This window comes from Nocardia sp. CA-135398 (genome assembly GCF_050955845.1).
Classification (GTDB): Bacteria; Actinomycetota; Actinomycetes; order Mycobacteriales; family Mycobacteriaceae; genus Nocardia.
In genome coordinates, this window is the sequence record NZ_CP192084.1 from 3,991,734 (window position 1) to 4,009,233 (window position 17,500).

The 17,500-nt window shown below is 64.8% G+C and carries 18 protein-coding genes; 14 read left to right on the top strand and 4 right to left on the bottom strand.

Going from position 1 to position 17,500, the window contains the following annotated elements; translation table 11 throughout:
• The first annotated feature begins 54 nt into the window (after positions 1-54).
• Entirely contained in the window at positions 55-405 is a 351-nt protein-coding gene (locus ACQP1T_RS17460) for a histone-like nucleoid-structuring protein Lsr2 (RefSeq protein ID WP_433761535.1), read from the top strand.
• A 160-nt stretch (positions 406-565) separates the two neighbouring features.
• Complete coding sequence (locus ACQP1T_RS17465; protein WP_433761537.1) at positions 566-709, top strand: hypothetical protein; 144 nt, start codon at positions 566-568, stop codon at positions 707-709.
• A 63-nt stretch (positions 710-772) separates the two neighbouring features.
• Here ACQP1T_RS17465 and ACQP1T_RS17470 read toward each other — a convergent pair whose 3' ends face one another.
• A complete protein-coding gene (locus ACQP1T_RS17470) occupies positions 773-1,498 on the bottom strand; it encodes an SDR family oxidoreductase (RefSeq protein WP_433761539.1) in 726 nt (241 codons plus the stop codon).
• A gap of 91 nt (positions 1,499-1,589) precedes the next feature.
• Here ACQP1T_RS17470 and ACQP1T_RS17475 point away from each other — a divergent pair, with 91 nt between their 5' ends.
• The 8 genes from ACQP1T_RS17475 to ACQP1T_RS17510 all read left to right on the top strand — a co-directional run bounded on the left by ACQP1T_RS17475 (position 1,590) and on the right by ACQP1T_RS17510 (position 7,606).
• Entirely contained in the window at positions 1,590-2,009 is a 420-nt protein-coding gene (locus ACQP1T_RS17475; protein ID WP_433761541.1) for a MarR family winged helix-turn-helix transcriptional regulator, read from the top strand.
• Between the two features lie 117 nt (positions 2,010-2,126).
• Entirely contained in the window at positions 2,127-2,549 is a 423-nt protein-coding gene (locus tag ACQP1T_RS17480; RefSeq protein ID WP_433761542.1) for a phage holin family protein, read from the top strand.
• Positions 2,550-2,551: 2 nt separating this feature from the next.
• On the top strand, positions 2,552-2,956 hold the full coding sequence (locus ACQP1T_RS17485) for a DUF3618 domain-containing protein (RefSeq protein ID WP_433761544.1): 405 nt from the start codon (positions 2,552-2,554) through the stop codon (positions 2,954-2,956).
• Positions 2,957-3,177: 221 nt separating this feature from the next.
• Positions 3,178-3,723: a hypothetical protein gene (locus ACQP1T_RS17490; protein ID WP_433761546.1), complete on the top strand. Its 546-nt coding sequence runs from the start codon at positions 3,178-3,180 to the stop codon at positions 3,721-3,723.
• A 262-nt stretch (positions 3,724-3,985) separates the two neighbouring features.
• On the top strand, positions 3,986-4,630 hold the full coding sequence (locus ACQP1T_RS17495; protein ID WP_433761548.1) for an ABC transporter permease: 645 nt from the start codon (positions 3,986-3,988) through the stop codon (positions 4,628-4,630).
• Positions 4,627-5,898 carry an ATP-binding cassette domain-containing protein gene (locus tag ACQP1T_RS17500; protein WP_433761550.1) on the top strand — a complete coding sequence of 424 codons (1,272 nt, stop codon included), beginning with the start codon at positions 4,627-4,629 and terminating at the stop codon, positions 5,896-5,898. The genes ACQP1T_RS17495 and ACQP1T_RS17500 overlap by 4 nt, the downstream gene beginning before the upstream one ends.
• The gene (locus ACQP1T_RS17505; RefSeq protein ID WP_433761552.1) at positions 5,895-6,632 is read left to right on the top strand and encodes an ABC transporter permease; all 738 of its coding nucleotides are present in this window, start codon (positions 5,895-5,897) and stop codon (positions 6,630-6,632) included. Before ACQP1T_RS17500 ends, ACQP1T_RS17505 begins: the two co-directional genes overlap by 4 nt.
• Positions 6,629-7,606, top strand: coding sequence for a glycine betaine ABC transporter substrate-binding protein (locus ACQP1T_RS17510; RefSeq protein ID WP_433761554.1), 978 nt, complete (start codon positions 6,629-6,631; stop codon positions 7,604-7,606). The genes ACQP1T_RS17505 and ACQP1T_RS17510 overlap by 4 nt, the downstream gene beginning before the upstream one ends.
• Here ACQP1T_RS17510 and ACQP1T_RS17515 read toward each other — a convergent pair whose 3' ends face one another.
• Positions 7,607-8,410 carry a hypothetical protein gene (locus tag ACQP1T_RS17515; protein WP_433761556.1) on the bottom strand — a complete coding sequence of 268 codons (804 nt, stop codon included), beginning with the start codon at positions 8,408-8,410 and terminating at the stop codon, positions 7,607-7,609.
• A 156-nt stretch (positions 8,411-8,566) separates the two neighbouring features.
• Here ACQP1T_RS17515 and ACQP1T_RS17520 point away from each other — a divergent pair, with 156 nt between their 5' ends.
• The 4 genes from ACQP1T_RS17520 to ACQP1T_RS17535 all read left to right on the top strand — a co-directional run bounded on the left by ACQP1T_RS17520 (position 8,567) and on the right by ACQP1T_RS17535 (position 13,229).
• Positions 8,567-8,737, top strand: a complete 171-nt coding sequence (locus ACQP1T_RS17520) for a hypothetical protein (protein WP_062982450.1) — start codon at positions 8,567-8,569, stop codon at positions 8,735-8,737.
• 478 nt (positions 8,738-9,215) lie between these two features.
• Positions 9,216-10,682 carry an MDR family MFS transporter gene (locus ACQP1T_RS17525; protein WP_433761558.1) on the top strand — a complete coding sequence of 489 codons (1,467 nt, stop codon included), beginning with the start codon at positions 9,216-9,218 and terminating at the stop codon, positions 10,680-10,682.
• A gap of 145 nt (positions 10,683-10,827) precedes the next feature.
• Positions 10,828-11,952 (top strand): MAB_1171c family putative transporter, encoded by a 1,125-nt coding sequence (locus ACQP1T_RS17530; RefSeq protein ID WP_433761559.1) that lies wholly within the window; start codon positions 10,828-10,830, stop codon positions 11,950-11,952.
• A 434-nt stretch (positions 11,953-12,386) separates the two neighbouring features.
• Positions 12,387-13,229, top strand: coding sequence for an ATP-grasp domain-containing protein (locus ACQP1T_RS17535; RefSeq protein ID WP_433761561.1), 843 nt, complete (start codon positions 12,387-12,389; stop codon positions 13,227-13,229).
• 36 nt (positions 13,230-13,265) lie between these two features.
• Here the strand turns inward: ACQP1T_RS17535 and ACQP1T_RS17540 are convergent, their stop codons facing one another.
• A complete protein-coding gene (locus tag ACQP1T_RS17540; protein ID WP_433761562.1) occupies positions 13,266-14,219 on the bottom strand; it encodes an NAD(P)-dependent alcohol dehydrogenase in 954 nt (317 codons plus the stop codon).
• A gap of 519 nt (positions 14,220-14,738) precedes the next feature.
• A complete protein-coding gene (locus tag ACQP1T_RS17545; protein ID WP_433761564.1) occupies positions 14,739-17,111 on the bottom strand; it encodes a hypothetical protein in 2,373 nt (790 codons plus the stop codon).
• Between the last annotated feature and the right edge of the window lie 389 nt (positions 17,112-17,500).

The window sequence follows — 17,500 nt, forward strand, 5'->3', positions numbered from 1 at the left end:
GTTGCAGATACCATCGATATGCCGAAGAAATGCTCACACCTGAAGGGCTGACTCATGGCGAAGAAAGTGACCGTTACCATGGTCGATGATTTGGATGGCACGTCGAAAGCCGATGAGACCGTTCTGTTCTCCCTCGACGGCGTTACCTATGAGATCGATCTGTCGAAAAAGAATGCCGGAAAGCTTCGTGCCGACCTGGATCGTTGGACGGAGAAGGCCCGTAGGACCGGTCGAGTGAAGGTTCGGTCCAAGGCCAGAGGTGGCGGCAAAGACTTTCGGTCGCCGGTGGATCGGGAGCACTCGGTCGCTATCCGGGAATGGGCTCGTAAAAACGGCCACCAGGTATCGGCGCGCGGTCGGATCTCCGCCGATATCGTCGCCGCCTACAACGCCGCCAGGAAGTAAACCCGCACGGCGTCCTGCAATTTTCGTCGAACGTCCGTATTCGAGGGGAACTGGGCAAACTTCGCACACCTCGAATTCGACAGTCGAGTAGCTCGTCCGGGCGAGGGATTTCTCCAAGCTGTCCGGGCGGCCGATTTCACCGGTTGGTGTCGGCGGTGATGTGGGCTCGAGCCGGTTACGCGTCCTGACCGGCCGCATCGACCCCGGCCAGGTCTTCGACCTCACCCTGCCACTCGAACAGGCCGCCGACGGCTACCGCGCCGTGGACGACCGCCGCGCCATCAAAACCCTCCTGCGCCCCTGACTCGACGAAGTCGCGACAGCGAGTCGCACGCGACAGTCGCCGCCGCATGAATCTCGTTGTCGCTCAGAAGAGTCCGCCGCCCGCGTGCAGGGATTGGCCGGTGATCCAGCGGGCGTCGGGGGAGGCGAGGAAGGCGACGATATCGGCGATATCGTCAGGCTCGCCGATCCGGCCGAGTGGGGTTTGATCGATGATCTGTTCGGTAAGTGCCGGGCTGCGTGCCGCCGCGAGTGCCTCGGTGCGAACGGCGCCGGGCAACACATTGTTGACGGTGATGCCACGTGGGCCGAGTTCTTTGGCGAGGACACGGGCGAGTGCTTCGCTTGCGGCCTTGGTTGCAGCGTAGATTCCGGAACCCGGTCGGTGGGTCGCGGTCACGCCGGAGGATACGACCACGATCCGTCCGCCGTAGCGCAGCCGGTTGGCCGCCGCGCGCAACGCGATGAAGGTGGCCTTCGTATTGGTGATGAACATCAGGTCGAACTCGTCGTCGGTCGCCTCGGCGATCGGACTGAAGGTCGCGGTGCCGACATTGTTCACCAGGATGTCCAGCCCGCCGAAGTGCTGTTCGGCGGTGTCGAACAGGCCGGTGAGTTGGGCCGGATCCGCCACATCCGCCTGCGCGGCGACCGCCTGCCCGCCGCTGGTTTCGATGGCGGCCACGACCTGTTCGGCCGCGGACCGGTCGGAGTGGTAGTTCACGACAACCGCCGCGCCGTCTGCCCCGAGCCGCTCGGCGATGGCGCGGCCGATCCCGCGTGAGCTTCCGGTGACGAGCGCGACCTGCATGACGGCCTCCAATAGATGAGATTGTCGATAGTTGGCATCATCGACTAATTCATTCCATGTTGTCAACTGTCCATCAGCTAAACTAATTGCCATGACCGCGGATGATTCGGATCTGGCCACCGCCTTCGCCGCCCTGTATCGCGAGGTCGGTGCGCTGTACGGCGTCGTGTCACGCCGGTTCGGACTCACTGTGCAACAGGTCGAACTGCTCTGTCTGCTATCCGGTCGCCGCCCGTCGTTCGGGGAGCTGGCGGGATTACTCGGCTGCGACAAGACGAATGTGACCGGCATGGTGGATCGCCTGGCGCGGCGCGGTTTCGTCGCACGAGAGACCGATCCCGATGATCGGCGCATTACCCGGGCAGTCCTGACCGAACAGGGTGCCGCGATCCGTGCGGACTTCCGCGACGCCCTCACGGCCGAGTTGGGTGCCCGAGTGCCTCGTGCGAACCGTGCGAGGCTCGTCGCTCTCATCACCGATTCGGTGACCGCTCTCGCCGAGAGCCGCTGAATCTGTCCGAGTTCAGGGTGGTGTATCCCGTGGCGGGGGGCGTCGGGGGTTTGAAAGTCGCAAAGCGGGCCAACTCGGTCGTATCTGGAGCTTTTTCCCGAACACCTAGGAATCGCCATGACCGAAACACCCACCGGGTCGTATGTCGAAACGTCGCCCACGGAGACACGGTCGGTCGTCGAGCTCGTCAACGATGCGACCGAGCAAATGGCCCACCTGATCCGGGACGAGATCAAGCTCGCCGAACTCGAGGTGCAAAGCAAAGGTAAACGTCTGGGGCGCGGCGCGGTTGTGACCGGTGCCGGGGCGCTCACGGCGGGCTATGGCGGCGCCGCCCTCATCGCCGCGGCGATCATCGCCCTGGCGGGCCCGCTGTCGGGCTGGGCCGCCGCGCTGATCGTCGGGGTGGTACTGCTCCTCATCGGCGCCGTCTTGGCCCTCATCGGCAAGAAGGACCTGCAGAAGGCGGTCCCGCCGGTCCCGCAGGAGGCGATCGCCGGCGTAAAGCGAGACATTCACGCGATCAAGATCGGAGGATAGCGATGACTGACGAGAGCAACCCTTCAGTCGGATCGCCCGAAGCCGAACTGCTGCGCGCCGACCGTGACCTGACCAGACAAGAGCTGGGACAGACCGTGGCGGAACTGACCGGCAAGCTCGATGTGAAGGGCAGAGCCGAGGCAGAGCTGCATCAGACCGTCGACACCGCCCGCGCGAAGGTACATCATGCGGCCGAAACCGTGCGGGAGAAGCGGGAGAAAGCCAGCGCCGCAACCCAAGATCGCGCCGTCCAGTTCGCTGCCGTGACGCGCAGCCGTCCTGCGCCCGTCGCCGCCGCGGCCACCGCCGCGATCGCGGCCTTGGTGACCTGGCTGATACTGCGTGGCCGACGCAGGCACAGTGGGCCACAAACGCGACGGCCACGGCGACGTCGTAATCGTCGGTGACCTGCGGCCCCACACCATCCGCTGACACCCTTTCACCACCGGAGATGTTGGGCGGCAACGGGATCGGCACACTCACTTGCCCGGTTGTAGGCCGCCAGGGGTTGCTCCTGGACGGTACTATTACCTTTCGATCACAGATGTGGTCGACTGAATCACGTGGCCCGGCACGGGCTTTCAGGCACGTGTCGGCGCGCGACAGCCGATGAAATGTGGGGAAAACCATGAGTGCCACCAAGTTCGCCGCCACCGCCCTGCTCGCGATCGGTGCGACCGGCATTACCGCGGGCGCTGTGCAGGCCCAGCCGGTAGCAGCCGACACCACCGTGCAGGCAACCGATCACGGCATCAACTTCATCACCGCACCGACAGCGGACCGCCGAGGAGTCAGCACCACCGTCGAGGCCGGACGGTTCACCGTGGCCGCCGATGCTCTTTCGATCACCCTCACCGACGCCGTGGGCAATGCGGTGACCTCGATACCACTGGGGCTGCAGACGGCGGCCGGGACCGTCGCTCTCACGCCGGAGATCGCCAACGACGGCCGAACCCTCACCCTCACAGCGCAATCCGACACCACGCGGACCGCACAGGCAATCGATGAAGCCTCCGACACGATCGCCCGCAAGCAGTACAACGCCGGAATCGGCGCGCTCATCGGCGCCGGAATCGGTGCGGTCATCGGCTTCTTCCTCGGTGGTGTCGGCGCCCTCGTCACCGTCCCGATCGGCGCCGGAATCGGCGCGCTGATCGGCTACTCCACTCCCTGATCCGGATCGCGAATATTTCGAGTCCCTGTGTGCCGCTGGCGAACTGCGGTGGCACACAGGGACTCGCGTCTTTCAACCTGCTTTCGACGATCACGTGTTCGTTGTGCGGTAGGCCCGCCGAGTCGTCGCTGATGCTGTGAGCCATTCCTCGCCGCGCGCGTCCGGCACAGGGCGGCGGTTTCGTTTAGTCTTTGACATTCGCGCGTCTGGTTACGTCGCGCAGATAGGTACCGACCGGTCTTCGGCTGACGATGGGAATCCCATGCATTTGTGGAGCTACATCCGAGGACGGGGAGAGACTCTGGCGTTTCTGACGTATCAGCATGCCTCCCTGGCATTTCAGACGGTGCTGGTCGGGACAGTCGTCGCGGTTCTCATCGCGGTGGCGGTCTATCGGCTGCCGCTGATGTCCGCCCTTTCGCTGACCTCGAGCTGCGTCGCGCTGACCATTCCCTCGCTTGCGCTATTGGCGCTGCTATTGGTCCCGTTCGGACTCGGCGTGGTCCCGTCGTTCCTCATGTTGGCGTTCTTCGCGGCACTGCCGGTGATCGGCAATGCGATCGTCGGCTTGCGGTCGGTGCCCGCCGCCGTCGTCGAATCCGCACGCGGCATCGGCTTTTCGCGGTGGCGCATCCTGCTGACCGTCGAATTGCCGATTGCCTGGCCGGTGATTCTCACCGGCATCAGGGTGTCCACCCAGATGATCGTCGGCGTCGCCGCCATCGTCGCGTATGTCCTCGGACCCGGCCTCGGATCGCTGATCTTCAACGGTCTTTCGCGGCTCGGCGGGGCGAACGCGCTCGAAATGGCGCTGACCGGCACCATTCTCATCGTCCTCATCGCGTTGGTGTTCGACGCGCTGCTCGTCCTGCTCGGACGCTTCACGATCGCAAAGGGACTGTCATGACCGATGTGACCAGCCAGCCCGCGCCGGAGCGCAATATCACCGGTGCGTCCATCAAGCTGGACTCGGTTGTCAAGCGTTACAAGGGCCAGAAGAAACCGGCGGTCGAGCGGCTCGACCTGGAAATAGATGCGGGCGATATCGTCGCCTTCGTCGGCCCGTCCGGCTGCGGCAAGACGACCACACTCAAGATGATCAACCGGCTGATCGAGCCCACGGAGGGCCGGATCTTCATCGGCGGCCGCGACGTCACCCGGGAAGATCCGGATGAGCTGCGGCAGTCGATCGGATATGTCATCCAGTCCGGTGGGCTCTTCCCGCACTGGTCGGTCGCCAAGAATGTCGGCGCCATCCCACGGGTGCTCGGCTGGGACAAGAAGCGGATCGCCGAACGCACCGAGTATCTGCTCGATCTGGTCGGTCTGGACCCGGGCACCTTCGCCGACCGGCTGCCCAAGGATATGTCCGGCGGTCAGCAGCAGCGCGTCGGCGTCGCCCGCGCGCTCGCGGCCGATCCGCCGGTGCTGTTGATGGACGAGCCGTTCGGCGCGGTCGATCCGATCACCCGGGTTCGCCTGCAGGACAGTCTGATCGCCATCCAGCACGAACTCGGTAAGACGATCGTGATCGTCACCCACGATTTCGAGGAGGCCACCAAACTCGGTGACAAGGTGCTCATCCTGTCCGAAGGCGGACACGTCGAGCAGTACGCGCGCCCGGAGGAGATCCTCACCGATCCGGCCACGCCGTTCGTGCAGGAGTTCGTCGGATCCGGTGCGAAGCTCGCGTATCTGACCGTGTCGCGGGTGCGCGATGTCGCCTACGACAAGGTGATCACCGCGCGGGTGGGGGAGTCGGCGCAGGGGGTGATCGAACGCGCGAAGGCCGACGGACACACCTGGATCGTCGTCGTCGACGAGGCCGGGCGGCCGCGATCGTGGCCCTCGCTCACGGAGGTGGCGACCAAACCGGAGGTTTCCGACTTCCTCGATCGGCGCTTGCCCGTCGTCGCACGATCTTCGACCCTCAACGACGCGCTCGACGCCATGCTCGCGACCAGCCAAGGCGCCGCGCTCGTCACCGACGGCCGCGGCGCGGTCGTCGGTTCGCTCAGCATCAACTCGGTGACCGAGGTGATTCGGGCCAAACTCGCCGAGGGAACCGGCGATGGCGAGGACCTGTCCTACGAGACATACGTCGACGGAACCGATCCGGCGCCGACACCTGTGGTCGCCGCCGAAGACGAGCCCGGATCGGCCGGGCAGTCATGAATCGCCTGCGCCGCGTTCCGATCGACGTGTGGTTCGAACCGCTCGTCATCTGTGTCATCGCCATCGGCTATGTCATCTGGTATCGCGCGACGACTTTCACGGCGACGGAGCGGGCGTCCCTCGGCTGGGCCAATCTGCAGACCACGATTCTGGCCCACATCAAGCTGACCGTGGTCGCCACCGTGATCGTGGTCGTCGTCGCGATTCCGCTCGGCATCGCGCTGACCCGTCCGGCGTTGAAACGGTTCGAGCCCATCGCCGTCAATATCGCCAATATCGGTCAGGCCGCGCCCGCGGTCGGTCTGCTCGTCTTGTTCACCTTCTGGCTGGGCACCGGATTCCGCACGGCGATAGTCGGTCTCGTCGTGTACGCGATCCTGCCGATCCTGCAGAACACGATTGTCGGGCTGCGGCAGGTGGATCAGCGCACGATCGAGGCCGCGCGGGGTATCGGCTTCTCGGCGACGCGGACGCTGTTCCAGGTCGAACTCCCGCTCGCGGTGCCGGTGATCCTCAACGGTGTGCGCACGGCGCTGGTCATTCTGGTCGGTACCGCGACGCTGAGCACCTTCATCGGTGCGACCAGCCTCGGCACGCTGATCACCACCGGCGTCACCCTGTTCCTGCCCAAGCTGCTCATTTCCGGCGCGATCCTCGTCGGGTTGCTCGCGTTGATCATCGACTGGATCGGCCGACTCGTCGAACTGGCCGCGACGCCGCGGGGTGTCTCATGAAATCGCCACTGGTCACTCTGGTTTCGGCGCTCGTGGCGACGACGGCGCTGCTCGCCGGGTGCGGTCTGGTGAGCTCGTCCGGAACATTCCACGACGCGCGGCTGCCCGGCGGCGAGCGACCACTGGACGGTGCGAAGCTGGTCGTCACCTCGAAGAGCTTCACCGAGGGCGTACTGCTCGGCAAGATCACCGCGACCTACTTGGCCGCTGCCGGAGCCCACGTCACCGATCTGACCGGAGCGCCGGGTTCCGCATCGTCTCGACAGGCCCAGCTCAACGGCGACGCGGATGTGCTCTGGGAATACACCGGCACCGGTTGGGTCAATTACCACAACGAGACCGAGACGATCTCGGATCCGAAGGAACTCTGGCAGCGGGTCCACGACATCGAGAAGCGCGATCACGGCCTGGAGTGGTTGCCACCGGCCAATTTCAATGACACCTACGCCTTCGGCGCGTCGACGCCCAATGCCGAACGCCTGCAGGTGAAGTCGCTGTCCGACGTGGCCGCGCTTCCGGTGCCCGACCGGACCTTCTGCGTCGACGACGAATTCTTCAGCCGCTCCGATGGTTTCATTCCGATGCTGCAGAAGTACGGGATTCCCTACAACGACCCGAACGGTGTTCCGCCCGGCAATGTGACGCGCATGGACGCCGGTATCGTCTACACGGCGACGGCCAAGGGCGTGCCGTGCAATTTCGGCATGATCTACACCACCGACGGTCGAGTCAAGAATCTGAATCTGGTCGTGCTCGACGACGACAAGAAGTTCTTCCTGCCCTACAGCGGCACCGCGGTCGTGCGCTGCGTCGTCCTCGACCGCTACCCGCAGTTGCGCACCCTGCTCGGCACGATTTCCGAACACCTCACCGATGAGCTGATGCAGGATCTCAACGGCCGCGTCGATATCGACGGCGAGGATCCCGCCGACGTTGCATACGACTGGCTGAAAAGCGAGAAGTTGATCGAGTAGCTACTCCTCGGGCGGAGGTTGCAGGCTGATGCGGTCGGCGAGGGCGTCGACGGCGTCCGCGTCGGCGTATGCCTCGGTGGTCAATTCGAGGAATGCGGCCCAGCGGTTTATCCGCGGCGTCCAACGTTGGATGTAGGCGTGGGCATGTTCGAACTCGGCTCGCATTCCGTCTATTTGTGCACGGGCCGCTGCTTCGGTTGCCGCCTGCACGGTGTGCTGGGCCAGTGCCAATTGTTCTCGGCAGTGGTCGGCGTCGGGGACTTCCTCGCGCACGGTGTCGGCTTCGACGCGCAGGTTGAGGATGAGTCCGGCCAGTCGGGGGTCGGCCGGTCCCGACCGTGGCGCGCAGGTTCCCGCGGCAATGGCTTTATCGCGGCGTTCGCGTCGCCGCCGCTCGCGTTTCTCGGCCAACGCCACTTGCTTACGGTAGGTTTCGGTGTCCGCCACGGTGACGACGGGATAGGTCAATGCTGCTGTCGCCGAGAGCATTTCGATGCCGTTGCCGTCGCGGACCTGCATGGTGACCCGGTGCAGCGGTGGGTCGGGGTCGGGTTCGTCTTCGAGGCGGGCGTCGAGCACCGCGTTGCGGTACTCGATCATGATGTCCGCGACGACCCGGTCGAACACCGCGGTGCCGACCTCGATGTGGTTGGTACACGTGCGGCCGGTGCATTCATCGGGAATTCCGAATTCCCCGTCACCGGAGTCGACCACGGAATCCCCGGCGGGACCGCTGCCGACGACCTCCCATTTGTAGGTGTTGGATTGCGCTACCTCGGATCGCTCCACACAGTCCTCGGACATGGGCCTGACCGTACTTCATGAAGACGCCGCGAATCGGGTGTTTCCCGAAGCGGTCGGGACATGCCTCGAACCGGGGACAGAACCCATCGACGTGATCGGTGGTATCCGTTATTTGTGCTGGTTGCCGGGTATGCGAGCAGCAGGAGGTGAGCAGAAATGGTTGCTCTGTTGCTGGTTCTGCTGCTTGCGCTGATCTTGTTCGGCGTGGGATTCGCGGTGAAAGCTTTATGGTGGGTCGCGATCGCGGTCCTGGTGCTCTGGGCGCTCGGCTTTGTTTTCCGATCCGCCGATTCCGCGGGGACCCGCGGTCGCTGGTACCGCTGGTGATGCCCTGCTCATCGGAGCGCGGATGGGCTGGAAGAAAAGGGATGCTCGCCGGTCCGGGACCGTGGACGCCGCTCGGCATGGTGCCGCCCCGCCCGGCCGCCGAGCCCGACTCATCCTGCCGACGGCAGTAACCCGGCGTTGGGGACCGGGTCCGGCGGTGTAGGCGACGAACGGGTCGGCCGTGCCGTTGAACGCTGTGACAGGTATCGGACGAGCCGGATGGCACCAGGCGAAATCATGCAGTCCGGCCACCGGTGCGACGGCCGCGGTCCGCGAGCTGATGCGAGCGACGAGGTGGTGAAACCGGGCCGTGTGTGTCGATGGGTGGACGAGTGGCCGAACTTGTCGGTGCCGACCGCAATACTGGCGCGTGCCGATGAATTCGAGCTGCTGGTCCCGTCTCAATCACTGTGGCGCGATCCGATGAATCGGCAACGCGCCACACCGATCCTGTCGAGACGCACTGGAGGTACACCCGATGTCAGCCGAACTTTCCGCCCCCGCCTCGGGAGGGCGGACGCCGACCGTCATCCGGGTACTGGTACTCGCGACCTTCGTGGTGATCCTGAACGAGACCATCATGATCAACGCGATCCCGCGGCTGATGGCCGACCTCGAGGTCACCGAGCGGGCGGCGCAGTGGGTGTCCACCGCGTTCATGTTGACGATGGCCGCCGTCATCCCGACCACCGGCTGGTTCCTGCAGCGGGTATCGACCAGACGGGCCTATGCCGTGGCGATGGGGGTCTTCCTGGCCGGTACGGCGCTGTCGGCCGTCGCGCCGTCGTTCGCGGTGCTGCTGCTCGGGCGGATCATTCAGGCGGGCGGTACCGCGGTGATGATGCCGCTGCTGATGACCACACTGATGACCGTCGTGCCCGAACAGGACCGCGGCCGGGTGATGGGCAATGTCACCCTGGCCATTTCGGTGGCGCCCGCCCTCGGCCCGGTGGTATCCGGGATGGTGCTGCAGATCGGTTCGTGGCGTTGGCTTTTCGTGCTCGTGCTGCCCATCACGGCGGTTGTCACCTTGCTGGGTCTGCGTCGACTGGAGAATGTCGGTGAACCGCAGGCGGGGGCGATCGACTGGTCCAGCGTGGTGTTCGCCGCGCTAGGTTTCGGTGGGCTGGTATTCGGGCTCAGCCGCTTCGAGAGCGACAACTACACCAGCCCGGCCCTGATCGTCGCCGCGGGTTCGGCGCTCATCGCCGTATTCGTCTTCCGTCAGCTGCGCCTGCAGCGCACGGGCACCCCGCTGCTGGATCTGCGGGTCCTGCTGTCCAGCACCTACGCGAAGGCGCTGGTGCTGATGTCGGTCGCGTTCATGGCGATGCTCGGCTCGATGATCCTGCTGCCGCTGTATTTGCAGAACCTGCGTGGCCTGAGCCCCCTGCAGACCGGCCTGCTGGTGATGCCGGGTGGGCTCGCGATGGGTCTGCTCGGACCGACCGTCGGCCGCTTGTTCGACCGCTTCGGTGGGCGCGTTCTGGTCATTCCCGGATCGGTCGGAATCGCCGCGGCGCTGGCCGGATTCACCCAGATCTCGATGTCCATGCCGTACTGGCAGCTGTTGGCGCTGCACGTCCTGCTGATGGTGTCGCTGGCCGCCGCTTTCACCCCGGTCTTCACCCTCGGGCTCGGCGCGCTTCCGCAGCACCTGTACTCGCACGGCAGCTCGATGCTCGGCACGCTGCAGCAGGTCGCCGCGGCGTTCGGCACCGCCCTGGTGGTGACGGTGATGTCGGCCCGCAGCACCGGACTCGTCGCCGACGGCACCGACCCCGTCACGGCCCACCTCGACGGCATGCGCCTGGCCTTCCTGGTCTCCGCCGCCCTGGCGCTGGTCGTGATCGCCATGGCAGTGCTCCTGCCCAGCCGGGCGGCCGCCGCGCCGGAAGAGGCCGACGAACTCGACACCGCGGTGCCCGAATTGGTCAAGAGCTGAATACAATTCGGCACCGAACCCCTGGCTGCATCCGCGGGCCGGGGGTTTGGTGTCTCAACGCCCGCTCGAACTGAAATAGTAACGGCCCCAGTCCATTACGCTTCGACAGTCCGAGCACGAGTTCCGCAGACCAAGAGGTGTATCGATGTCGTCACCGATATCGGGAATCGTGGCATGGGCGGTGATCGGCTGCGTCACGGTTCTGCTGTCGGGTCGGTTATGGCTCATCGGCGGCGCAGAGGTTATCGATCGGCTCGTAAACCACGCGGGCCTGTGGAGCATCGCGACCCTGCTGATATATCGGTGCGCATCGACGCCGACCATCGATGACCCGGTGAATCAGCTTGCCCTGGGCTGCGTTCTCATGACCACCACATACCAGCACGGCGCCGGTCGACTTGCCAGTGCCGATTGCGAGCCGGATAACGTAGGGCGCCACCAGCGCAAAGCCGCTCTCCTCGCCTTGGCCGCGACGGCCTCGATAGTCCTGACCGCGGCATCGGCGAGATACTCGGGACGATGGGTCGACCTGCGCCTCCCCGGGGATGGACTGGGCATCGGTTGGGCCTTCGCCGTATCGTTCACCTACAACGCGTTCGTGTTGACTCGCAGGTGCTTTGGCACACTACGCGAGGCCGATACGCCGCGCGCGGCGCGGATCGTGTGTATCGGCCTGATCGGCAGCAATGCCGTTATCTGGGCTGCGCAGGCACCCTTGCTTTCCCAGCTGGCCACTGGATGGCCCGACGAACCACAATTGTCGCTGGTCCAGGCCGCGTTCACCCTGTGGGTAGTGATCAATGCGACGCTGCTCTCGATACCACTGCACGCGGAGCTGGTGCTGCGAGCGGGTATGGATCGCGCTACCAGAACCTGCCGTCGGCTATTGCCGCTGTGGCGTGATCTCACCGCGACGGTCCCGGAGATCGTCATGCCCGTCGATACGCGGCACGGCTCAGATCCAGCCACCCGTCTTCTGCGGATGACGGTGGAGATCCGCGACGCAATGCTCCACCTAGGTCCTTACCTCCCGGCCGAAACCGATGAAACGCAACGCAATACCGTGCGAGAGCCCGAATCCGACCGGGCAATTACCGATTACGCGCGTCGGCTGATACAGGCGGCGCAGGCCAGAAAGGCGGGCCTACCGCCCGCTCGCACCGGCGCACCCCCACCGTTGCCCGTGGTCGCACACGGTTTCGACGCCGAGCTCGCGCACCTGATCGACCTGGCCCGCATCTGGCCGCATGCCAAGGCCGTAGTGGAATGAGCGATCGCACAGCACTGGTGCGGAGGGTCGGGCATCCCCGAGCCCCGGGTTTGTGTCCGAGCGATCCAGGTGCCGTCGACGCCCGCCGTGCTCCGAACTGGCGGTCCGTGTCGCGGGAGTAGACGCTCGCTCATGCCGATGAGCGCGTGTTGTCAGCGCTGGCAGCAACGTGTACGGGCTGGCTGCCGCCGGATTGGCCATTTCCGGGTTTGCCGCCAACCACATGGCTAGATCGGTGACGGCGTTTTCGCAGAGGGCTTCCGGCATCAAGCGGACATACGCACATGCCGATGTGCGCGGGATGGGTGGCCTGGCGCGATGGTGCATGGCGTTTCCGACGCGGGAGGCTGTCGAAGCTCCAGGCACCTTCGCGGGCACGGAAACCGGTTGGAGTCGGCTGGAGTGGGTGGGAGGCTACGTTTGTGATTCTCCTCGTGCCAGCCGACGTAATACACGCGTCCCGTGTCGATGAGCATTTCGCCGCTGAGGCGGATGCCGCCCGCGCTGCGGGGATGGATGTGGCCTTGGTCGACCATGATGCGCTGACCTGTCCGGACAATGCGGACGAAGCCGTTCGCCGCGTCCGAGCACGAGGTGAGGCGGTTTACCGCGGCTGGATGCTGCACAGCGACCGGTACGCGGCATTCGATCAAGCGTTGCGACGTCGAAACGTCACGCTGCGAACCAGCGCCGAGCAGTACCGGCACGCCCATGAGTTACCTCGCTGGTACTCCGAGCTCTCCGACATGACACCTCGGTCGGCATGGACCACCGGGAACGATCGCACCGCATTCGACCGCGCGCTGCGAGAACTGAAATCCGGTCCTGCCGTGCTCCGCGACTACACCAAGTCGATGAAGCACTACTGGCACGAGGCGGCGTTCATTCCCGAGGTGGACGACGCAGACGGTGCGTGGCGCGTGGCGAACAGATTCCAAGAGCTGCGCGGAAAAGACATGACAGGCGGATTCGTTGTCCGCCAATTCGAGAACTTCCTTTCGGCTGAGGTTCGTACCTGGTGGGTCGACGGCAGGTGCCAGTTGATCGGACCGCACCCCGACACCCCCGAGGACATGCCCGCTACTGAACTCGATCCGACCGTGGTCGGGCATGCCATCGCTCGTCTTGGTCTCCCGTTCGTAACAGCTGACTTCGCTCTACGTGCTGATGGAGTATGGCGGTTGGTCGAACTCGGCGATGGGCAGGTCAGCGACCGACCGAAGACGATACGACCAGAGGCGTTGATCACTATCTTTCACAACGGTTTCCGTGGTTGATCACCTCTGGCGAAGCGAAACGCCCCCTCATGCCGATTAGCGGATCTCGACCACCACTTTGCCGAGGGCACGTCCCCCACCGACATGGGCCAGCGCGGCCGCCGTCTCGTCGAGAGGGAAACTGCGGTCGATGTGGATATCGATCCGGCCCGCGACACACGACTCCGCGAGGGGTGTGAAGTGCGCGGGCCCTTCCTTCACCGCGAGGACCCCGAGCCTGCGGCCGGTCACCATCCCGGCGACCACGCCGACCGTTGTCATCCGCAGCAACGCGCGGGTGGTGCCGCCGACGCAGCGGTACCGGCCGCCGCGTGCGACCGACCTGCGATAGGCGAAGACCGATCGGTGGGCGACGAGGTCGAGTACCCGGTCGTACGGTCCGGTCCGGGTGAAGTCCTCGGTGCGATAGTCGATGACCTCGTCGGCACCGAGCGTGCGCATGAACGCGAGTTTGGCTGCGTTGTCCACCCCGGTCACGTGCGCTCCCGCGCTCTTGGCCAACTGGATCGCGAACGCTCCTGAGCCCCCGCCCGCACCGTTGATCAACACCGACATACCGGCGGTGATATCGGCCGTGCCCTGCAGTGCGATCGCCCCCGCCTGTGGCAGGGTCGATGCCTCGGTGAAGCTCAGCGACGCCGGTTTGCGGGCCAGCGCTGATTCGGGAGCCACGGCATATTCCGCGAAACCGCCTTTGAGCGTGAGATTGTCGCCGTAGACCTCGTCACCCGGCGCGAACAGAGTGACCTGGGAGCCGACGGCCTCGACCCGTCCGGCGATATCGGATCCGAGAACCGGGCGTCTCGGTGCCCGGAGCCCGCCGATGCGCGAATACAGCGGCGTCCCCAGCAGCGTCTCCCAATCGGAGAGGTTGATCGACGTCGCGTGCACCTGGACGAGCACCTGTTTCGGCCCTGGGGAAGGCACCGGGATTTCCGCTATCGACAGCATCTCGGGACCGCCGTAGCGGTCGTACACAACGGCTCTCATGTGATGCCGGCACGGAGGAGCGAACGGCAGCGTGGCACACGGCGAAGTCTAGTCGGTGGACTGTCCCACGATGCGCAAACAGTGCGTCGGCCTTCGGACCGACACTCCAAATCCGATCCTGCACAACAGCATCGAGAGGAATTCGACCGACCGCTGGCACGCCGCAATTCCGCTGGGCGGGAGCCCGGGCAACGGCCCGACTGGCCCGCGGCCGAGACCGGTTGCTACGCCAGGCATCCGCCTTTGCCGAGTTCAGTCCGACAGGGCAACGGCAAGCCACGCAGCAGGCGTTCGGAGTAAATGCGGTGTAGACCGGGATATACACCCGGTTCTTGGTGAGTCGTCGGGCCCTCCTCGAGTTGCTCAACCTGGACGGCGGCTGGGGGCACATGACACTCGACGCGCGCACATGCCGATTACAGGATGCTCACCGATTGAGGTGTCATTGCGCGCCTCCCCGACGCGAAAAACGATGGCCACGTCGGGTTAGACACGCAGGCTAACTCAGCGACGGTGAAGCTACGTTCGACGGGACAAGGGAGGAGTCGGGCGGCGCATCGTAGCGCGGATGTCCCAGAGCCCAAGTTCGGCTATTTCGGCGTCCAGGCCAGGGTCCGGACCAGGGATGCGGTTGTCGTACACGGTAGTCAGGATCTGGCCTGTCGCGGCGTCGTAGAGCATGCCGAAGCCACGGGCGACTTGGAGCTGGTGTTTTTTCGCTTGCAGGTATCGGAGCAGCTCGCTGCGCGCGGTTTCCAACGACGTGGGGGCAACCAGATTCATCCAGACCAGCAGGAAGCTGTCGGCGAGTGTGGACCCGCCGGGGATAGCGATCCGGTGCGACTTACCGTCACGGATGGTGTGCTCCGCGAGTTTGGTGGCGATCGTGCCGAATCGATGCTGAGTGGCGGTGTCACCGCTAAGGATCGTGGTGGATATCGCAAGCCAGCCCGGTTCGCGGCGGGAACCGAGTTCGTCGACGAGGGTGAGCGCAGCGGGGTCGGCGCGAAGGTGGGGTTTTTCGCTCGTGCTTCCAGAAGCGGAGTGCTGGCCACCCTGGTACCAGGTGTCGAGCTGCTCGGTACGACTCTCGAGAAATTCGACTGTCTTGCGCTGCTGTCGGTACCGTCGCTGTTGCTCTCGGGAAGGGACTCCCAAAGTGGGTAGTTCCCTGCGGGTTCGGCCAGGGTCGGGCTCGGCGTAAAGCTGTGCGTCGAGGAAGTGCACGAAGTAGTCGAGCTCGTCGGCGGCTCGGATGCGTTTGGTCAGTTCGACCTCGGTACGGCGGCGGATGTACAGCAGCAACTCGGAGGGACGCTCGATCAGCTCACTGATGACCCGCAAGTCATAGACGGAAACCACCCATGGCAGGTTCTCGTCGGTCAGCAGACCGGCGTCGATGAGTTCGTGTGTAATCGTCGCGATCCCGGATAAGTCGTCCAGAGTCACTGCCACCGTGTGAACCTCACGTATGTAGCTCAAATCGAGCCAGGTTCCGCCGACCAAGCGCAGGCCACCGTCCGTGAGGATGCGCTCGCGCATCCGATGGCCCTGCTCGGCGGCTTCGGTGACCATGCGCCGTAGATCGTGCCACAGCGGGCCGGACTTACCGGTGCGGGAGGGTGGGCGCATTGCCACAGCCTTGGCTTCGACGACGAAAGCCGCGTCGTCGAGAATGAGCAATCCGTCGCCTTCGACCTTCTTGGTGAAGTCGTGAGGGTTCTGCTCGGCATCGTTGTCGGGGACGAGATAGTCGAATCCGCTGTGTACCGTGTGGCCGGGCAGATGCGCTGCGAGCAATTGGAGGCAGGATGCTTCGAGGTATTCACCGCGGTGTTTCTGGTAGGCGTTCCACGCTGCGGTATCGGACTTGAGCTCGGCCTCTACCCGTTCACGGATGGCGTGGATGAGCAGTGCGTCGTGAGCGAGGGCGTAGGAGCCGTCCGCTGCCCGCAGAAGCGGTCGCATGCGCAGCGGCGACCCTCCGCGGAAGAATTCCAGGGCCACTTGCGCGGGCGGATCGGTCGGCAGGGGAGTAGTGAAAAGATCGAGCACCGTTTGCACCGTCTCGATCGCGAGACCAGACTGCGCCGCGACGGTTGCGACGGAGGTGAGCGGGTAGGCGATGCGGTCTTCGGGCAGTGTGTGCAGGTGGGTGTCGATGTCGAGAGCCTGGTCTAGGTCTACGTCGGCGGCTTCGACTACTGCCTGGGCCAGGGCGGTCAGGCTATGGACCCGGTTTGTCCAAACCGGGCGGTAGATATCGCTGATGGCGGCGTGAACAGCCCGGATCTGGGACGCGGTCGCACCGAGCACACGCTGGCAATGGCTTTCTACGACTGGTTCATCGAACAAAGCGGTCAGAGAATCGCCGACCATGTGGGGGTAGGCCGGATTTCGGACGAACACCTCGCGCAGCACTGAGCCGAAACTCAGCTGACGCGCCGAGGAAGTGTCACGTGTGGTGGTGACCAGCATCAGCAGGGCACCGGCACTGATCAACTCATCCACTGCGGCAACGATGGCTTCGAGGCCCTCGGCGTAATCGACAGGGCCGCCAGGCTCGGGTTGCTTTGGTGAACTCTGCTGCTCATGGACCATCAGGATGAGCGCGACCAGTTCCATTGCGGCCGCGTTCCAGAGGCCAGCTGGCTCTTCAGTGGCGTAAATGTGCTCAAACCGGAAGCGCAGCAGTGCCAGAAGCTCGAAAGTGTCATAGGGCGCGGCCAGTTCGAGTAGCCGCAGCGCGGTGGCAGTGACTGCTTGTTCCGCTGATTCCGCGCTGCCCAGTGGATCCTCAATGCCAGCTCCCGGGTTGTGTGCGCCTTGGTGGGGTTTGGCGGCAGAACGTCGGCTGCGGCGCTTGCGTTTTTCGCCTCTCTTGCTGGACACCGGCTCACGGTACGTCACGAGGCGCCACGCCCGCAGTGACAAGTCGGTCGCCGCAGGAGGGATTGTCAAGACCTATGGGAGGAATTGCCGAAACCTGTGGTTTGGTCTGTTTCAGGCGACCTCCGTTCGGGTGGGGTCGGCTGAGGACGCGGGCGTGATGTCGCGGGGTCGTTCGATGAGTCTTCAATTGCCGCACGCTGGTAGGCGGCGACAACACCGACCTATCCCAACACCGGGTTCGAGACCGGTTGAGCCGAAACAAACTTCGAACCCGATCACACCCCACGACAGGCAAGCAGGCCTTCGGACGGGGATGCGCGGCCCCCGGGATACGTCGTCAGTTCTGGCGCCGTCGGCGTCCGTGACAGCCAGAACAACACTGGCCCGGC

Coding starts and splice junctions, on each gene's coding strand:
- ACQP1T_RS17525 (WP_433761558.1), top strand. CDS start 9,216: ATGTCAGCCGAACTTTCCGCCCCCGCCTCGGGAGGGCGGACGCCGACC.
- ACQP1T_RS17480 (WP_433761542.1), top strand. CDS start 2,127: ATGACCGAAACACCCACCGGGTCGTATGTCGAAACGTCGCCCACGGAG.
- ACQP1T_RS17500 (WP_433761550.1), top strand. CDS start 4,627: ATGACCGATGTGACCAGCCAGCCCGCGCCGGAGCGCAATATCACCGGT.
- ACQP1T_RS17495 (WP_433761548.1), top strand. CDS start 3,986: ATGCATTTGTGGAGCTACATCCGAGGACGGGGAGAGACTCTGGCGTTT.
- ACQP1T_RS17505 (WP_433761552.1), top strand. CDS start 5,895: ATGAATCGCCTGCGCCGCGTTCCGATCGACGTGTGGTTCGAACCGCTC.
- ACQP1T_RS17530 (WP_433761559.1), top strand. CDS start 10,828: ATGTCGTCACCGATATCGGGAATCGTGGCATGGGCGGTGATCGGCTGC.
- ACQP1T_RS17460 (WP_433761535.1), top strand. CDS start 55: ATGGCGAAGAAAGTGACCGTTACCATGGTCGATGATTTGGATGGCACG.
- ACQP1T_RS17470 (WP_433761539.1), bottom strand. CDS start 1,498: ATGCAGGTCGCGCTCGTCACCGGAAGCTCACGCGGGATCGGCCGCGCC.
- ACQP1T_RS17515 (WP_433761556.1), bottom strand. CDS start 8,410: ATGTCCGAGGACTGTGTGGAGCGATCCGAGGTAGCGCAATCCAACACC.
- ACQP1T_RS17485 (WP_433761544.1), top strand. CDS start 2,552: ATGACTGACGAGAGCAACCCTTCAGTCGGATCGCCCGAAGCCGAACTG.
- ACQP1T_RS17475 (WP_433761541.1), top strand. CDS start 1,590: ATGACCGCGGATGATTCGGATCTGGCCACCGCCTTCGCCGCCCTGTAT.
- ACQP1T_RS17490 (WP_433761546.1), top strand. CDS start 3,178: ATGAGTGCCACCAAGTTCGCCGCCACCGCCCTGCTCGCGATCGGTGCG.
- ACQP1T_RS17540 (WP_433761562.1), bottom strand. CDS start 14,219: ATGAGAGCCGTTGTGTACGACCGCTACGGCGGTCCCGAGATGCTGTCG.
- ACQP1T_RS17520 (WP_062982450.1), top strand. CDS start 8,567: ATGGTTGCTCTGTTGCTGGTTCTGCTGCTTGCGCTGATCTTGTTCGGC.
- ACQP1T_RS17510 (WP_433761554.1), top strand. CDS start 6,629: ATGAAATCGCCACTGGTCACTCTGGTTTCGGCGCTCGTGGCGACGACG.